Source organism: Shewanella sp. A32, assembly GCF_029167175.1.
Taxonomy (GTDB): domain Bacteria; phylum Pseudomonadota; class Gammaproteobacteria; order Enterobacterales; family Shewanellaceae; genus Shewanella; species Shewanella yunxiaonensis.
The window spans coordinates 74684-93752 of record NZ_JARFTS010000008.1; the positions used below are offsets into that span (position 1 = coordinate 74684).

General features: G+C 47.4%; 11 protein-coding genes. 4 read left to right on the forward strand and 7 right to left on the reverse strand.

The window, feature by feature from the left end; translation table 11 throughout:
- The first annotated feature begins 1 nt into the window (after position 1).
- From lpxK to PY479_RS08355, 4 genes are all read left to right on the forward strand, one after another.
- A complete protein-coding gene (gene lpxK / locus PY479_RS08340) occupies positions 2-1003 on the forward strand; it encodes a tetraacyldisaccharide 4'-kinase (protein ID WP_275483471.1) in 1002 nt (333 codons plus the stop codon).
- A gap of 19 nt (positions 1004-1022) precedes the next feature.
- The gene (locus PY479_RS08345; RefSeq protein ID WP_212596547.1) at positions 1023-1205 is read left to right on the forward strand and encodes a Trm112 family protein; all 183 of its coding nucleotides are present in this window, start codon (positions 1023-1025) and stop codon (positions 1203-1205) included.
- A gap of 219 nt (positions 1206-1424) precedes the next feature.
- Positions 1425-2141, forward strand: a complete 717-nt coding sequence (locus PY479_RS08350; RefSeq protein ID WP_212596062.1) for a serine/threonine protein phosphatase — start codon at positions 1425-1427, stop codon at positions 2139-2141.
- A gap of 463 nt (positions 2142-2604) precedes the next feature.
- Positions 2605-5559: an Ig-like domain-containing protein gene (locus PY479_RS08355; protein WP_275483472.1), complete on the forward strand. Its 2955-nt coding sequence runs from the start codon at positions 2605-2607 to the stop codon at positions 5557-5559.
- 71 nt (positions 5560-5630) lie between these two features.
- Here PY479_RS08355 and PY479_RS08360 read toward each other — a convergent pair whose 3' ends face one another.
- The 7 genes from PY479_RS08360 to PY479_RS08390 all read right to left on the reverse strand — a co-directional run bounded on the left by PY479_RS08360 (position 5631) and on the right by PY479_RS08390 (position 19036).
- Positions 5631-7928: a hypothetical protein gene (locus tag PY479_RS08360; RefSeq protein ID WP_212596064.1), complete on the reverse strand. Its 2298-nt coding sequence runs from the start codon at positions 7926-7928 to the stop codon at positions 5631-5633.
- A gap of 458 nt (positions 7929-8386) precedes the next feature.
- Entirely contained in the window at positions 8387-9157 is a 771-nt protein-coding gene (locus tag PY479_RS08365; protein WP_275483473.1) for a thioredoxin domain-containing protein, read from the reverse strand.
- Positions 9158-9200: 43 nt separating this feature from the next.
- The gene (locus PY479_RS08370; protein ID WP_275483474.1) at positions 9201-10568 is read right to left on the reverse strand and encodes a sigma-54 dependent transcriptional regulator; all 1368 of its coding nucleotides are present in this window, start codon (positions 10566-10568) and stop codon (positions 9201-9203) included.
- 91 nt (positions 10569-10659) lie between these two features.
- Positions 10660-11550, reverse strand: coding sequence for an MBL fold metallo-hydrolase (locus PY479_RS08375; RefSeq protein WP_275483475.1), 891 nt, complete (start codon positions 11548-11550; stop codon positions 10660-10662).
- A 102-nt stretch (positions 11551-11652) separates the two neighbouring features.
- The gene (locus tag PY479_RS08380) at positions 11653-14694 is read right to left on the reverse strand and encodes an efflux RND transporter permease subunit (protein ID WP_275483476.1); all 3042 of its coding nucleotides are present in this window, start codon (positions 14692-14694) and stop codon (positions 11653-11655) included.
- Positions 14691-17963, reverse strand: a complete 3273-nt coding sequence (locus PY479_RS08385; RefSeq protein WP_275483477.1) for an efflux RND transporter permease subunit — start codon at positions 17961-17963, stop codon at positions 14691-14693. Before PY479_RS08385 ends, PY479_RS08380 begins: the two co-directional genes overlap by 4 nt.
- Before the next feature lie 17 nt (positions 17964-17980).
- Positions 17981-19036: an efflux RND transporter periplasmic adaptor subunit gene (locus PY479_RS08390; RefSeq protein WP_212596549.1), complete on the reverse strand. Its 1056-nt coding sequence runs from the start codon at positions 19034-19036 to the stop codon at positions 17981-17983.
- Positions 19037-19069 lie beyond the last annotated feature (33 nt).

The following is a 19069-nucleotide window of genomic DNA, read 5'->3' on the forward strand; positions in this document are numbered from 1 at the left end:
GGTGGAAACACTGATTAACCGCATCTGGTATGGTCGCCATTGGTCGCGTTGGCTGTTATGGCCGTTATCATGGCTATTTGCTTTGATAAGTGGTTTGCGTCGGTTAGCGTTCCGTTTGGGTATAAAACAGCAACAGCTTTTGCCGGTGCCAGTGATCCTGGTCGGTAATATTACTGTTGGTGGCAGTGGTAAAACGCCAGTGGTGATATATCTGATCGAGTTGCTGCGGCGTCAGGGGTATCGCCCGGGCGTTATCAGCCGCGGTTATGGTAGTGAGCAGACAACTGCACGTATGGTCACTGCTGATTCAACGCCGGCAGATGTTGGTGATGAACCCTGTATGATAGTAAATCGTACTGGCGTGCCGATGGCTGTCGGCAGTGATCGTATTGCCACGGGCTTGTTGTTGCTACAGTCAGCCGGTGTGGATGTTATTATCAGTGATGACGGGTTGCAGCATTATCGCTTGGGACGGGCGCTAGAGTTACTGGTGCTCGATGCTAAGCGAGGGTTAGGCAATGGTATGTTGCTGCCAGCTGGTCCATTGCGGGAAGGGGCCTGGCGGTTAAGCACTGTGGATTTTATTCTGAGCAATGGTGCCAAGCAGGATGCTCAGGGCCATTATGCTATGACGCTAAAATCTGCCGGATTACGCGCCGTATCATCACTTAACCAGAACAGTGTACCAACCACCGCAGAACCCATAACCGCCATTGCGGGAATTGGCAATCCCCAGCGTTTTTTTGAAACATTACAGGCTGAGGGCTTTAACTTGGCACAGACCAAGGTATTTGCGGATCATCATCCCTATAATGTACAAGATTTTGCGATGTTCTCTTCGCAGCAGCCGTTACTGATGACAGAGAAGGATGCTGTAAAATGCCGGGCGTTTGCCGGTGATAATAACTGGTGGTACCTGGCAGTAGACGCCGTGTTTTCGGCAGAATTTGAATCGCAGTTGCTGGCCCGAGTGCGGACAGTAATGACCAACAGACATGAGTAATGAGAAAGGACAGTCAGAGATGGCATTTGATAAAAAACTTCTGGAAATTGTGGCGTGCCCGGTATGTAAAGGTAAGCTGGAATACGATAAAGAACACCAGCAGCTGATCTGTAAGGTAGATCGACTGGCTTATGCGATTGATGATGGAATTCCAGTACTGCTGGCAGACAAAGCAACAAACTGGCAGGAACGTCAGGAATAATCCTTTCGCGAGAAATGAAACACCACCAACCTAGGTGGTGTTTTTGTTTCTGTTGTTTAATTTTGGTAATGGCAAGTGTTAACAAGAACAAAATGAAGTGTTTTTGATTTGTATAATATTCTAATTATTAACATTTAATTGGTATTATATGCTGTAAGTTTTTGATATGACCACGGTAGTGGAGAGATAATTGCTCTGATTTTGGAATGGAGTCCTGTTATGGAGCAAAGTCTTAGAGAGCGGGTGCAGCAGGTGCTCAATACTCATCCGGGTCAACGTGTATGCCGTTTCGACTACCAGGGAAATTATTTCTGGTTGAAACAAGCGGAAATTCTGCATGGTACTCAAAGGGTGTTAAAGCCCAATCCCCAACAAGCATTAGAACATGAAAAAAGCACCTTATTGTTGCTGAAAAATAATTCAGCTCCGGTGCCGCGGATTGTTGACTCTGGTGCAGGTTATTTCGTGGTGGAAGATGCGGGAATTACATTAAAGGATTGGTTGAATTCGCCTCTTATCGACGATGAGATGTTGCAGCAGATCCTAGAAGACAGTGCCAGAGCGCTAGCCGGACTGCATAACATGGGGTTTGCCCATGGCCGACCCGCATTAAGGGACATCAGTTGGCGACAAGGGCAGGTAACGTTTATTGATTTTGAGGCTCATCATCCAGAAAAAAGCCTGCTATTTCAGTACATGCGCGATCTGGTGGTTTATATCCATAGTTTGTACCGCTATCTGGGGCCAGTAAATGACAAAATTGCGAGGGTAATTGAATGTTATCGCAATGCGGGTGGCGAACAGATCTGGCAAGAGACCAAGCGTTTTCTTGCAAGCTGGCAATGGTTGTATTATTTGCTGCGTCCTTTTCGGGATATCGGTGGTCGTGATATCCGTCCGGTTTATTGGTTGCTGTGGCATTTTCGCCATGCCTGAATTAGCCGATCCCATCACTCAAATTTAATAGCGTCAAAAAACAGTCATTGTTATTTTTATGTTGCATATAGTGCTAACTGACTGTTTCTTTTTTTAAATGCATTTTAATAAGATATTAAAATTGTAAACCAATGAAAAATGGTCAAAAAATAATCTGGTATGACCAGTATATTTTTTAATCATGCTTATTGCTTGTTTTCCAAGGAAAACTACTGAAACCCTCGAATTTACTGGGTTTCAGCCTATATACATTGCTTTGTTACTTTCCTAGAATGCCTGCTCTAAACAGGTAAAAACCTGTTAGAAATAAAAAATGAGACATATATCACGAAATGGCGGAAGGGAAATCCTTCGTGCATATAAGTTTCAAATAGTTAAATACAAGAAATACAAATTTGCCGCATCGTTTTTATACGGTCTGCAGCAGGGATGTGTTTTGCTCAAAATTTAAATGAGACCGATCATGAAATTTTCCGCCTTCATACTGTTATGTAGCGCTGTGCTCAGTCCGGCGCTGTTTGCGAGTACGTCTGTTGACGAACGTTTAGCCTCCAAAACTAGCAATACTTCAACCTTAAAAGCTGATGTAGAAGCGCGTTCAATCGCTTTGGGAAAGCAAGGTGTTGCAGCGACAAAAAGCAATGGAAATGCGGACATTGCCAAGTTGGTCAGTAATGCAGAAACAAGACAGCAAAAGCTATTGGCGCTGTTCAGAAAAGATCCCCAAGCGGCAGTAAATGCAATTCTTCCCGCCGATGTCAGGAGCCAATTACCCACAGAAATACAGCCTTATTTGGCACAGTATGGCGAACTGGAGGGTAAGTTGCTGTTGGTTAATGAAGACAGTGAAGATGGCACTCATCGCATACGCTATTTCATTTCTAATGATAAAAACGACAACATTGAGTTAGCAGTTTCAGCATCACAGCAACAAGCGCTGAAATCAGGCATGAATGTCAAAGTCAAAGGTTGGCAATTCAAGAACACTGAACAGCAAGTCAGTGCCGTAGCGGTTGCTGACGATAGCGATTCATTGCAGGTGCTGGCGGCGACTGATAACACTACTACGGCAGATCCTGTGACCAGCTCTGGTGTGCTCAGTGGCACCACTGGCGATCAGAAGTTGCTAGTATTGTTACTTAATTTTCAGGACAATCCGACAGTTCAACCATGGACTATTGCTGAAGTTCAACAGATGGTCTTTGGCACTATTAATCAGTATTACCAGGAAGCGTCATATGGTCAGACATCGCTTAGCGGTGATGTTAAGGGCTATTACACGCTACCGGTAGATACCAACTGTGACTACATGTCGTTGGATGCATATGCTCAGCAAGCGGCGACAGATAATGGTATCGATCTGTCACAGTACCAGCGTCTGGTTTATATCTTCCCTCAAAACAGCACCTGTGGCTGGCGGGGTCAGGGGACCATCGGTGGTAGCCCTTCTCGTGCCTGGATCAATGGCGAAATGAATCTGCTGACTATTGGTCATGAACTCGGTCATAACCTCGGCTTAAAACATGCGAAAGAACTGAGCTGTGGTAGCGGTTATCTGAGTGACAGTTGTATAGCGATTACTTACGGCGATACGCTGGATATCATGGGTAAGTCTGAAGGCCATTTTAACCTGTTCAATAAAGAGCGCCTTGGTTGGTTGACCAGTGCTGATATTGTACAGGCGGACACCGATGGCAGTTACCAGATAACACCTTATGAAACCGCCCGAGACGGTCAGCCGAAGGGGTTAAAAGTCCGTCGTGGCACCGATAGTCTGACAGGTGACGCATTGTGGTATTACCTGGAGTATCGTCAACCCATTGGTTTTGATGCTTTCTTGGCGGGTAAGGCTGACACCCAGGGGGTGCTGGTACACCTTAACGAAAGTGCCAACGATATTGAAAGTAGCGAACTGCTGGACATGACGCCTCAAAGTAGTTTGTTTGATTTGGACGATGCCGCATTAGCCGCCGGAAAAAGTTATAACGATAGCGCTGCAGGCGTCACTATTACGACGGAGAGCGTAAGTAGCTCAGATGCGAGTGTTTATGTGACCTATCAGGGCAGTTCCTGTGTACGGTCTCAGCCGTTGGTTACTGTGACCCCCGGTAGCAGTGATTGGGTGACAGCAGGTAGCTCAGTGGCTTATAGCGTTACTGTGACCAATAGTGACAGTTTGGAATGTAGTGATAGCAGCTTTACCGTCAGCACAGCGTTACCAACCGGCTGGCAGCAGACTGCACAGACGTTGACCCTCTCTCCTGGGCAAAGTAATACCGTGACGCTGAATGTCACCTCTGCTGCCACTGCTGCAGACGGTTATTATGATTTGCCAATCAGTGCCACTGCGACTAATGATGGCGCTGAATACAGCAACAGCCAGACGGTCAGTTATGTCATTGCGACTATTGCAAACACCTGTACCGCCAGTACTCCTGGCTGGAGCTTACAGACAGCGACTAGCGGTGAAGTCGAAGCAGGTACGGCAGTGACTTACCAAGGGATCATCAGCAACCTTGATAGTGATGGTTGTGACGCATCAACCTTTGATGTCGCAGCCCAAGTGCCTGCTGGCTGGAGTGCCACAACGGCCAGTGTGACGCTGCAACCAGGTGAACAGCAATCCGTAGCGGTGCAAGTTGCATCGCCACTCACTGCTAATGATGGTACTTATGATTTCAGCATGACGACATCAAGTGAGACTGACAGCACGTTACAAAGCAGCGCCAGCGCTAGTTATATCATCAGCAGCCCTCAAGCTACATGTAATGAGTTGGCCCCAACTATTGTGGTTACTGGTGGTGGTACTTCAGTAGCCGCGGGGACTCAACAAACCTACACAGTCAAGGTCAGCAATGGTAACGACAGTAGCTGCGATAATATGAGTTATGCAATCTCAGCCGCTGTGCCTGCTGGATGGCAGGCAGGTTCTGCCAGCATTACGCTGGCAAGTGGTACTACCCAGACCCTATCTTTGGTGGTTACTTCAGCGACAGATACGAGTGCCGGTGATTACTCCCTGACATTCACTGCCAGCAATACCGCTACCGGCATTAGTAACAGCGCGGTGACGAGCTACAGTGTGGCGCAGGCTGCCAACACAGCTCCTGTAGCGGTGGATGATTCTGTGTCAATCAGCAGTAAAGTCGCGGTAGACGTTAGCGTGCTGCAAAACGATACGGATGCTGATGGTGATGCACTGTCCATCGTCAGTTTTACCCAAGGCGCAAAGGGTAGCGTCGCTATGTCAGCTGATGGCGTGTTGCGTTATACCCCTTCCAAATCGTTTAAAAGCAGTGATAGTTTCAGTTACACCATCACTGATGGCCAAAGCAGTTCGACTGCGACAGTGACAGTTACCTTGTCATCAACGTCGGATACAACGACCAGTACCAGCAAAGGTAAGGGTAAGCCTTAAACTGATGCTAGATATAAAAAAGAGCCAGTGAATACTGGCTCTTTTTGTTAGGTATTACCGAGAATAACAATTTATTCTGCAGTACCTACCTGGATAGTGACATCAGAGGTTGAATCAGCACCCTCATCGTCAACTACTTGTACTACAACATCGTTCAGGAAGCTGATTGGATTGGTATTTTCCAGTCCTGGCTTGAACTCAATAGTAAAGGCACAGGCATAAGTGTCTGTAGCAGAGCCATTGTAGCCTAGCTCATGTCCAGAATCACACTGTGGGTAGGCCATACCATCAAAATCGCCGCCAGCGTTGATAATACGGAATCCGGCTTCATCAGCACCTGGGAACACGTCAACTCCGCCTAAAGTCAACAGGTTAAGAGTGACGTTTTCGATACCGGCGTTATGCATCTCCAGCACTACCAGCATGCTGGCAGCAAACTTCAGATCGGTGGCAGGTGATGTCGGTGTGAAGGTCACAGTGGCGTTGTCGTCATCGGTTACCGGCTGACCATCACTATCAATACCGTTAACGGTAGCAACGTTCACATGGGAATCGCCGGCATTACCCTTCAGCTGTTCTGGGATGACGCACTCTGCCCATTGTCCGGGATACAGCACATAACCTAACAGCGGAGTTGCTGAAATGGCACCGGATTCACTGGTGTTAGTGATCATACAGTCACCAGTCAGGGTACCAAATTTATCGTCAGTCAATGAAGTGAAGGTAACATAATCGACAGTATTCTGACCGTTAACCTGAGAATCTACCGAAACTCTGAAGGTGTAGTTCACAGTACGTGTCACGCTCGGATCATCACCAGTCTCCAGCACACTAGTCGGATTTGCTGTTTTTTCCAGGGTAATCGCTGATGGGATATCGTTGATGGTTACAGTGGCTGAATCGTTATCGGTCGCCTCTGCATTCTCGTCATCCACGGCTTTGGCGGTTACCGTATTGGTGTGGGAACCCGCACCGGTGCCAGAGATAAATTCAGTAAATGTACAGATGTATTCATTACCAGTGCCCTTATAAATGGAAACACCAGTAAGACAACTACCTTTACCATTCAGATCACCAAATTTATCATCCATCAGAGATGTCAGTGTTACCGGATCATCAAAATCGCCGGAAAGGTTGAAGACTTTGACGGTATAGATGACATCGGCACCAGATTCGGGTACCTGATCTATATTGGTGGTTTTCTGGACATCGATCACCGGGGGAACATTGGTGATTGATACCGTTTTCTCCAAAGAGCAATGATCGCCATCAACGGCTCCACTAAATGCGGCACAACTGTCGCCGTCCAGTACTGGATCCGCGTTTATATCCACCAGATGTGCCTTGATATAGTCTTTATAGAGCTGAGGATCGGGCACAAACGGCAGGTGGCTATCAATAATCTTGACCTTGAACATACAGCTGTAAGAGCCACTTGCGGCAATTTCACCGCCGTTGGCCGGCTGGGTACAGTTAGTTTCTGTCAGATACACACCATCGGTGGTACCGGTAGATGTTGCCCCCCACAGATTAATAGTCAGATCATAAGTACCATCGCCATCCACGTCGATTTCATCAGTTAATGCAGTGAGGAAGATCGGGGTGTAATCGTTGGGGTTATTGAAGTTGACATTAAAGCTGTATTCTCCACCTGGTTCGGTATGAGTAGCAGGAGTTGCTGCTGACTTCATGATTGTTGGGGGTTCAGGTTTGACAAACACATCGATATCAAACGCATCACAACGACATTTAGACGGGGTACCCGGCGCCGCAGGGTCATTTTCACTACAGTCGGCACCTTCTTTGTTGTGCCAGGCCATACAGTAGTTAAACTCTGCCTTGCCTGAGCTGTCATCATCACGGCAGTACATGGTGATTTGTTCACCGGTGTACACGTGGGTCGCAGAGTATCCGGCCGCTTTACTGATATCGGCACAGGCATCGAGTCCATTTTCAAGATCGACCCCAGGTCCATTGGTTTTGCCTAACAGAATAGAACAGGTATTAGTTGGGTCACTGTCCTGAGCACTCCAAGAACCTTCAGGAAGGTACACGGAGTAGTCGTAACGCTCGTTTGCGGTGGTGGTGATGGTCACATCGGCCAAAAATGTCACATCTTGGCCCAGTGTACATTCTACCGGAGTAGACCCATCCAGATTAGTGATATGGTCGACCTTACTGACGCGTACGTCATTCGCGGTACAGTTCAATGCAAACCCGGCCTGTTCTGCCATACACGCCTGATCAGTTAGTTGCGGGAAAAATGACGCATTTGCGGGCGTCAGTCCACCGATACTGTACAAACCGGCAGCGCAGAACAGGGCGATGCCTAATGTCCTGATTAGCTGGTAATATTTGACAATTTTCATCTTGTGTTCCTCCTGGATCTTATAAATAGCAATCGATCCAACTGGGATTGATGTACGTACTGTGTTGAGACCAGATCAAGGAAGGCCGTTTTAGTCATGCAACCTCTTCCAGTTCAACACGGTTTGTGCAACAACAATAAGAATGCATCGTCAATTAGCAAACGTTGTTCCACAAAGTTATTGCATTGTTTTTAAAGTGTTTTTTATATATTTCAGAAGGTTTAAATGGGGATTGTGTTGCTTGAATGTTACACATTTGTTTTTTATTGTGATTAATGCTTTAAATTCAATAGACTATCTGTGTAATGTGGGTGCAACACGTGACCTCCGGTGATACAGATTGATTGCTGTGTTTAGGCGGGGGTCAATGGTAAGAATGAACGGTGAAATATCATGGGTTACCGTTACACAGCGCTGCCGATAAAGTCGTTCTGTGTAACGGTAAAAAGCTGCAGGCGTTAATCCGCGAGCTTTTTGGATATCAGCGGCAAAAAGGCTTCAATGGGTTGTGCACCAACCAAAAGTTCGGGTTCAATCAACTGGTTATCTTTGACTTTACCAATGACGAAACTGGGGGTGCCATTGATCCCCAACTGCTGGCCATAAGCCAGATCGGCAGCGACCTGAGTTTTTATCGCAGGATCAGCAAGGCAGTTTTTAAATGTATCCATATTGAGTTTTAACTGCTCGGCAGTGCTAGTATAAAGTTCGTCACCTAATGTCTTGGCATTGGCAAATAACAGTTCGCGCATTGGCCAATATTGCTGTTGCGCTTTAGCGCATTCAGCCGCAATGGCCGCGCCTTCGGCTTTGCTGTGAAAGCTCAGTGGGTAATTACGCACCACGTACAGTACTTTGCCATTATCAATAAACTCTGATTTGAGCTTGCTAAAACTGGTATCCATAAACCGTTTACAGTAGGGACACTGAAAATCTGAAAACTCCAGAATTGCCACCTTGGCATCCTTTGACCCCAAAGAGGGCAGGGTTCCCCCCAAATCCAGGTCTTTTAATGTCGGTAGTGTTTTGGTTTTAGGCCGGGTGGAATCAGTTGCTATCTGGTGAATTTCATCCACCTGTTTGGCGACTTGCTTGAGCTGGATCTGCAGATTTTTAACATCCTGCCGCAACATCTGTAGTTGCTGCTGATCATCTGACGGCTTAGGTTGGCAGGCAACCAATGCCGCACATGTTAACAACAGGCTAATGACTGAACCGTATTTATACATGGCTTGCTCCTTGGCAGAGTATCCCTTATACGGCTGGGAGTTATCATAATTGAATATTGCATTTTTTAATCAAGCGGTAAAAAGTCGTCCGTGAAATATTCAGTTGTCTGGCCGCGGCTGAGATATTGTTATTATTTTCGGTTACCGCTTTCAGTAACAAATCGGCATCCAGTTTTGCCCGTTGCAAATTAAGTGCTTCACAGGATTCAACAATGGTATTAGCTGACAATCCTAACGCCTGCGCCTGAATGATCTTATTGTCAGTTAACACCACTGCGCGATGAATGCGGTTACGTAGTTCACGCACATTGCCTGGCCAACTGTAGCTACAGATGGCTTTTACGGCGTCATCACTGAATACCATATTTTTATCCGCCCCCAGACAGTCATCCAACAACTGCTGTGCCAGCAGCATAATATCACTGCGGTATTCTCTGAGACTTGGTACATGTAAGCGTAATACATTTAACCGGTGAAAGAGATCTTCACGAAAACGTCCTTCATCGACGGCGGATTCCAGATCCTGGTGAGACGCAAACAGTAAACGGCAATCCACCTTTAAAGGGGTATTACTGCCGATGCGCATAATGGTGTGATCATCGAGGAAATGCAGCAAATGGACTTGTAAATCTAGCGGTAAATCGGCAATTTCATCCAGAAATAAGGTTCCGCCATTGGCTTGTTCTATCTGACCAATATAGCGTTTATCTGCTCCGGTAAATGCGCCTTTTTCATGTCCGAATAACGTGGAGTGAATAATTCCCGATGGTAATGCACCACAATTAACGCTGATAAACGGCCCATCAGATCGTTTCGATAGTTGATGCAGCCATTTTGCACAGAGTCCTTTCCCTGAGCCGGTTTCACCACTGAGCAATACAGTTTCATCGGCAGCCCCAAATTTTTGCAGATTGCGTCGCAGCGCCTGCAGTATCGGATGGTCACCCTGAATATCTGGAATAACAGGATTTTTGCTGGATAAGGCGGGGATGGTCGGGCACAACTGCGCCATTCCCCATGCATGACCAATGGCATTTATCACACGACACCAGTCCACCGGAAGGTGGTAGTAATCCACGAAATTAGCGGATAACAGCCAGCTATTATCCTTATTTAAAGGTGTGTCAGAAATTCCCAGCCAGTAAATACAGGGAAATTGCTGGTGGATGGTGTCAATTTCATTAGCCAGGAAGTGCTGATTACTCGTATTGATGGTGGCGACCGCCACCTGAATATTGTATTTGTGAATTGCTTGCAGCGCTTGGGCGGCATTGTCGACCGGAACGCAACGCCAAGCGGTATTTTGAAGTTTTTGACGACATTGTTGCAGACAACCTTCTGGATCCAGTAATAAAAAATAACGTTTTTCAACGTTATCTGTTGCGGGAAGGTGTTTGTCTGTCTGGTCCATAACATGAGACCTTTTTTTGACCCGTTCTCCTTTAAATTTTAGGAAAGGTTTATCTAGGTAACAAACTTAACCAGCAGTATTTTGAATAGTACTATTGAGCTGGAAGGCCGTTATACAAGGTGCGGACCCAACGTTCTTTAGGAATAAAATTCCACCCCCAGTTTTGCCAGCGTTCCGGTAACGGCGTTGCGAGCATTTCATCTAGGGTTTTGCTACTTCGTTTGCCATCCAACATCCAGTTAATACAGTCATCAAGCATATGTTTGAAGCGCAGCAGATCGGCTTTTGTTGCTAACGAACCATGCCCGGGAATAATTTGGGTGTTGTCATCAACAAGGTCCAGTATTTGGGCCACGGCATCGCGATATCCAATGACTGAGCCACCGTGTTCTAGGTCGATGAAAGGAAACCGATCTTTAATAAACAGATCGCCAGTATGTGCGACTTTTCCATCCTGCCATAGGACAATAGTATCGCTATCCGTGTGCGCTGGACCGAGGTGGATGAGTTTCATGACCTGACCGTTAAAATGAATTTCCAGGCTACTGTCAAAAACCAAGACCGGCAATGCATTGCGCTCTATGCGTTGTTCTTTTAGACGGGTAAGTACCTGAGTTTGTGCGATGATGGTGCCGTATTGGCCAAAGAAATTGTTACCGCCGACATGATCACCGTGAAAGTGGGTATTGATGATGTACTTCGGATATCCATCATGGAGTTCGTGCAAAGCGGCAGATATCTTATCTGCCATAGGGGCATATTGATCATCAATAATCAATAAACCATCATTACCAGCACTGACACCGATATTGCCTCCTGCGCCTTCAAGCATATAGCGACCTGGTGCTAGTTCAGTCGTTTTGACGGTAACGTTGGCAAAGGCATCCTGCTCGGCGGCATATGTCAGTGGTGTCATTATGTACGATACCAGCAGCAGTTTGCCTAACCATGTTGATGTTTGTTTCAGCACGCCTGCCATCATGTTTGCTCGTCCCGTGAATTGTTTGCAGATAGGGAATAAAGTACGGAATCGCTATTTTAACTCTAACAAAGAAGCCGCTAAAGCGGCTCTTTAAAAGAAGTCTCAGGTCCAGGGCAATAAGCTTCGGCTCAGTTGCAACGCGTGGCCGAAGTACATTGCACTATGGTGCCGCATCCGATAAAACGCCTGGTAACACAGTGGCACCAGATACAGACTGGTGAGGGTAGAAAATCCGAGTCCGCCAATGATAGCGATTGCCATTGGGGCATACGCCGGACCTCCTGCGCCGATTTGGGTATGACCAACTGCTAAAGGTACCAACCCTAAAATAGTGGTGCCCACCGTCATCAATACTGGCCGTAACCGGGTGATACAGACATCAGAAATTACCCGTGACAATTGATCCAAATCAGGTGTCATCTGGTTAATCTGATCAACCAGCACAATGCCATTGTTGACTACAATGCCCATCAACACCAGAATGCCGATCATTGCCATCACTGACATGGGGGTGTGGGTGAGCAGCAGTGCCCAGAAAACCCCAGTGATGGAAAACAATATGCTGGTGATAATCGCGCTTGGCAGTAACAGCGATTCAAACAGTGCGGCCATGACGATATAAATCATGGCTACCGCCAGCAGCATATTTATCAGCATCACTGATTGCTCTTCATCCTGCTTTTCAAATCCGCCGGTAAGTGAGAATCGATAGCCATCAGGAAAATTCACGTGTTGCATTACCTGAGTGATCTCTTTTTGCGCCTGTTCCATGGTGATGCCTTCCAGATTGGCTCCGATGGATAAGGCGGTTTCCCGATTATAATGGCGGATCACGTCAAATCGGGGTTCAATCGCAATGCTGGCGATAGTGCCTAGAGAAAATACCTTATCCCCGATCCTGGCAATGGGAAGCTGTTTCAACGTTTCCAGTGATTGCTGCCACTGTTGCTCATATAACAGCTCAATTCGCAGTTCTCCACTGGGATCATGACGGAATGAACGTAATTGCGTGCCACGTAATGCGGTGCCAACTGTGCTGGCAATATCGTTGAGTTTCAGTCCCATGCGTGCCGCTAACTCACGGTCAATATGGATCACGACTTCTTTTTGGGAACCATTGAGCTCGGAGCGAACATCCTGTAACCCTTTGATATGAGATAACAGCGGTATTACTTGCTGACTAAGTTGAATGAGTTCGCTGGTGGAGCGGCCGGTAAGGGTAACGCGCACACCAGAGGTTTCATCTCCCCAACCAAACTGTGGTTTTGCAAAGGCGTATTTGGGAAAACCAGCGCGGATCTGCTTTTTGAGCGCATTGACGTCTACGGGTAAATCGGGCTTGAGTAGGATCACTGAACTGGCTTCATCCGTAGCGTAGTAGCTGTATACGGCATCAATGTAGAACTTCTCTTTATTGGCGTAGAGATAGTCTTCCATCTGATTAACCATTGCTTCCGTTACTCGCAGGCTATGGCGACCATCTACCTGATAGTTAATGTACATCCGTTCTGTACTGTCGCTGTCTTCGTTGTCTTTTTGCACGAATTGCAGTGGTAAGGCGGTCGACAGCAAAATCAAAACAGCGATCAGGGTGGATATTTTAGGGTGTGATAATACCCAGTCGAGACTGCGTTGATAATGCCGCTGCATTTTGGGTGGGGCCGCGTCAACCACGTCTTTTTTCAGTTTGATATGGGCCAGTAATAACGGAATTAAGGTTTTTGCCACCAACAGCGAGGCGGCCAAGGAGATACAGATAGCGACAGCGACATGTTCCAACATGACGGTCAGCTGCACCTTGACCCCAAAAATGTTGGGTAAAAATACGATGGCGGTGGTAAGTGTCCCGGCCAGTACCGCCAGTGATACTTTGTCGACCCCGGCAATGATGCCTTCTATCCCACCATGATGATGTTGTTGTTCCTGAAGCACGCTTTCTGACACGACTACAGCGTTATCAATCAACATCCCAATCGCCAGTAACAGTCCCATCATGGAAAGTATGTTGAGGCTGTAACCGAGAAAGTACATGCCGGCGAGTGTCAGACCGATAGAGATTGGCACCGACGACACCACAATGAGCGTCATCGGCAGGTTACGTAGAAACAGATATAACACCACGAACGACAGCAGTGCACCGATCATGCCTGACATCAACAGTTCATGCAGAGAGGATTCTACTTCCACCCCTTGGTTATCCATGATGAACAGCTTAATACCCCGAAATTGCTGGTCGTTTTTGACTGTATCAATAACTTTCATCACTTTATTGGAAACATCCACCAGATTGGCACCTGACTCCTTGAATATGTCCAAGCCGACAGCATATTTCTGGTCAAGATGACGGCCTTCAGTTCGCTCTGGCAGCGCAAAGCGGATGTCTGCGACATCCCCAAGATGTATCCCCGGTGCGATGGTTAATGCGCTTATTTCATCAAGGTTACGAAACTCTCCCTTGGGTGAGACTTGATACAGCATTCCATCGTCACGCAAATTACCGCCGCTGACGATAAAGTTCTCTCGGAGCAACCGTTGGCGCAGTTGTGGTAATGTAATACCACTGGCGGCAAGACGTTGGGCATCAATCCGGACTTCAATCTGCTTCTGATCGACTCCATAAAGCGTGACTTTGGAGACTCCGTCAACCCGTTCTAGTGGTCTGCGCAACTGCTTATCCAGCAGATCAAATGCAGCAGATAGCTCGCGGTCACTGGATATGCGCACGGTGAGCACTGGCATGTCAGCGGTAGAGAATTGCTGAATAAGCACTCGCTCGACATCATCAGGCAGTAAATGTCGCACCGCATCGATTTTTTCGCGGGCTTCCAGACTGCGGGTGGCAACGTTTTCACCCCATTTCATCTTAATTTCAATTTCACTGCCATCTTGGCTCGATTTCGACTTCAGCTCATCCACACCGCCCATTGTTGCCAGGGATTCTTCCAGCACATTGGTAATATCCCGCTCAACTTCTGCCGGAGAAGAACCTTTGTAAGGCACCTGTACGTCAATTTCCGGAATATCGATACCTGGGAACATTTCCAGCGGCAACAAGCGTGCGGCCGCCATACCAAATAACAGGATGGCGATAAAGAACATGCTGGTAGTGACCGGTCTTTTTAACGCGAGTGCTGTCAGGTTCATGCGTTGACTCCTGTCACTTTGTCGTCATCGGAAGGCATAGCAGCTTTGGCCGTGAAAGTTTTCCGATCAAACAAGGCATAAAGCACCGGGATAACGACCAGTGTCAGCAAGGTTGATAAACTCAAGCCGAAAATCACCGTGATAGCCATAGGTGCTCGCACTTCTGCACCATCACCCAGACCGATAGCCATGGGTAGCAAGCCAAGTGTGGTCGTGAGGGTTGTCATCAGAATAGGCCGTAACCGTGACGCCGCAGCTTCGCGGATAGCATCCAGCTTATCGACGCCTGCTGCCCGCTGTTGGTTAATCCTGTCGACCAACACAATGGCGTTGTTTACGACAATTCCCGCCAGCATGATAAGTCCAATAAACACAATGACAGACAATTTACTGCCGTTGAGCCATAGACCATAGACGCTGCCGCTAAGGGCCATTGGCACCGCCATTAGGATCAACAACGGATGCAGCAGCGATTCAAATTGACTGGCCATCACGATATAGACCAGAAATACCGCCAGGATCAGTGCAATTTTCAGCGAGTTGAAAGAGCTTTCCATTTCCTCATTCTGACCACCGAAACGGGTTTGTACTGATGCTGATATTGGCACCTGAGCCAGTAACTGACGGGCACTGCTAACGGCTTGATTTAGATCGCCATACGCTAAATTGGCAGAGACAATCGCTACCCGCTGTTGACTGACGCGATTTATGGCTGAAGGACCGATGGCCAACTGCACATCGGCGACAGCACTTAATGGCAGTGGATGTGGACTGTCAGGATTGATGAGCATGGCACCAATATCACTTATCTGCCTTCTCTCATCGGCTTCGCTGCGTACCAGAATATCAATTTTGCGTTCACGCAAGGTGTATTTACTGGCAACAGTACCACCAACACGTTGTGCAATTCTGGAGGCAATTGTCGGTGCATCCATGCCCAACGCTGCGATCCGCGCGTGGTCGAAGCGAATCGTGATTTCTGGCTGTCCATCACGCAAGGTACTGTTGATGTCGGTAAAACGTGGATCCGTTTCCAAGGCTTTTACCAACGCATCAGCACTGCTTTTTAATGGGCCAAGCTCGTAACCACTCAGCTCGATTTCCAACGGTGTTTTAAAGGTAAACAGCTCCGGAAACTTAATGTTGGCTTCTAGCTCTGGAATTGTCCGGGCTCGGGCTCGCAGCTTAGCTGCTACTTCTTCAAAAGCGTGGTGATCTGCCAAAACCACTTGTAGTCGGCCCCAGTTTTCTCCTCCACGGCTGGTATCAGATGTCATCAGCCCACCACTGCCGGCCTGGCTGTATGCGTGTTTTACGGCTTTATCGTCGCTGATAGATGAAGCCAGCTGTTGCAGCACTTTATCGGTATGGCTAACTTCAGTGCCGGGAGGCAACAGAATTTCCACATAGAATTCGCCTTGATTCATCGGCGGGATCAGCTGCATCCCCAGGCGATTAACCAGTAATCCAGCAGAAGCAGTAAACACTAACGCGATGGCGATTGTTACCGCTTTGTGCTGTAGCGCACTATTGAGTAACGGCCGATAGAACCGTATGAGCAGTTGATACCCAGCGTTAAATACCGCCGATAATGGCCGCATAATTAAGCCTACGAGCCAACTCATGAACCTGACAATCATTAGGATGAAAGTCATGAGAGTTCGTGGCAGCCAGTTAAATAGTAAGGTAAAGGGGAGCGCAAACACTGTGGCACCATAATAGCGGAACTTGCCCCAACGGCTGTCAGCTAGCGGCTTAGATGCTCTTTTAACTAAGGGAGGTAAGGCTTTAAAACCCTCTCTGGAGGCGAGCATTGGAATAGATGTCAGTGCCACCAATAGCGATGCCAATAAGGCAAAAGTTACTGTAAGTGCTTGATCTTTAAAAAGTGCACCCGCAATACCATCGACAAATATTAACGGCACAAAAACGGCAAGTGTGGTCAGTGTTGACGCGATAATTGCCCCAGCAACTTCGCGCGTTCCGGTGACGGCGGCATCCAGTCGGTTCATCCCGGTTGCCTTACAGCGGTCGATATTTTCCAGTACGACAATCGCATTATCTACCAACAGGCCGACCGCCAGTGCGATGCCGCCAAGTGACATAATGTTCAGGCTTAGTCCTGCAAAATACATCATGTTAAAGGTGGCAATTACTGAAAACGGAATCGAAATGGAGATGATAAGGGTGGGAATAATGTCACGCAGGAACAGATAGATCACCAGCATGGCCAATAGACTACCCATCAATGCCGAAGCGGTGACTTCGTTGATCGCACTTTCAATAAATTCCGACTGATCATAAATCACCTCCGGTGTCGGAGCGCCTGTTTTAGCCGCTTGGGCTTTCATGCGTTGCAGTTGCTGCTGTACTTTTTGGGCAACGGCCACTGTATTGGCATCACCTTCTTTATAAATCGCCAGTTCAATCGATTCCTGACCACCAATACGGGTGATATCTGAGCGCTCCTTAAAACCATCGGTGACTTGGGCAATATCGCCAAGACGTACCAAAGTTGAACCATTTTTATAGATGATAATGTTGGATAATTCTTGTAGGTTACTGAATTGGTTTACAGTTCTTACCAAATATTCTTTATCGCCCTGAACTACTTTGCCAGCCGACAGGTTGATGTTCTCTTGCGCGATCCGTTGTTTGATCAGTTCACTGCTCAGATTTAGCTGAGATAATTTTTGCTGATTTAACAGAATATGAATTTCTTGTTCCAGACCGCCGGAGAGTCTCACTGAGGCGACGCCAGGAAGCGTTTCCAATTCGCGCTTAAGCTCTTCTTCAGCATAGGTGCGCAGTTGTTTCAGTTCAGCTTCACTGCCATCTTTTGCGGGTAGAGCCAAACGCATGATGGGGTCAAGATTGGGGTTAAACCGCAACAGTACCGGTTTATCAACATCCAGTGGCAGTTCAATCGTATCAAGCTTCTCGCGAACCTCTAGTCCAGCGAGATCCATGTTTGTTCCCCACTCGAACTCCAATTCGACGTCAGATGTTCCCGAACGCGAGACCGAACTGATTTTTCGTAGACCTTTTACAATACCCACCGCTTCCTCAATGGGTTTGCTGACCAATTGTTCGACTTCAACTGGAGCCGCACCATTATATTGGGTGCGGATAGTGAGTGTCGGGTAGCTGAGATCCGGCAGTAGCTTTACCGCTAACCGTGAAAATCCGACCATCCCAAATAACATAATGGCCAACATAAACATCCAGACGGTAACTGGGCGTTTGACTGAGGTATCAATCATTGACATTGCAAAAGCCCCTTTAGTTATTTGGCAGCAGTCAGGCTTAATGGTGACAACACTTCGACAACTGACTGATCTTTCAGATTGTGTTGGCCTCTTACTACCACTTGTTCGCCTGGCTTGATACCGCTAGTCACTTCGACTTTATCGTCCTGGCGGTAGCCAAGCCTTACTTCACGACGCTGCGCTTTACCATCTTGGATCACGTAAAGTGCCTGGGTATCGTCCTGATTGACCACCGCATTGTAGGGGACAACGGGGACATTGTTATGGGTGTCATATTTCAGCTGCACACGGGTGAACATGCCAGCTTTCATCCGGTTTTCTTGGTTAGGGATCGACAAGGTTACTTTGAAAGTACCACTGTTGCTGTCAATGACAGGACTTATCCGCAGCACTGAGGCGGCAACATGATCTGTCTTGTTGCTGTAGACTTGAGCTTCTTGACCCAGTTTGAGACTCGCAAGTTGCTGTTCTGGCAAATGCATGATGCCATATAGTTCATCTTGCTTAACGACGTAAAACAGCTTGTCAAACTCCTTGGCCATATTGCCTTCTTTGACAAAACGACTGGCAATGATGCCATCGATAGGCGAGCGGATTTCACTTTCTTGCACCTGCAGTTTAGCTAGGTCCCTTTGGGCAATGGCCGATTGCAGGCTGTATTCCAATTTAGAAACACTATCGGCGCTGATGAATTCGGGATTTTTCATCTTTCGATAGCGTTCCAGCTCCTGAGACAGGATTTTTACTTCTGCTTCTGAATGTTCCAGTTCATAGCGTTGTTTTCGGGCATCGATCTGCGCCAGAACTTGGCCTTTACTTATCCGATCACCTTCTTCCACATAGATATGTTCGATAACCCCAGCGATCCGGGTAGCAACATTGGCCTCTTCGGGGGCTTCGAGTGTGGCCGTTGTGCTGTAATAGGACGACACCTGTCCTTGAGCGACGGTAGCGATTTCAACTGGAATAGCAAACGGCTCGTCTTTTTTGGCTTGTTGTTCTTCGCCACAGCCACTAAGCATTAGCCCCACAACGCTAGCAACTGCAATACGATTAATAAAGGTGGATGTCAGTTTCATTTGAAGATCCTTATCATTCAGATTACA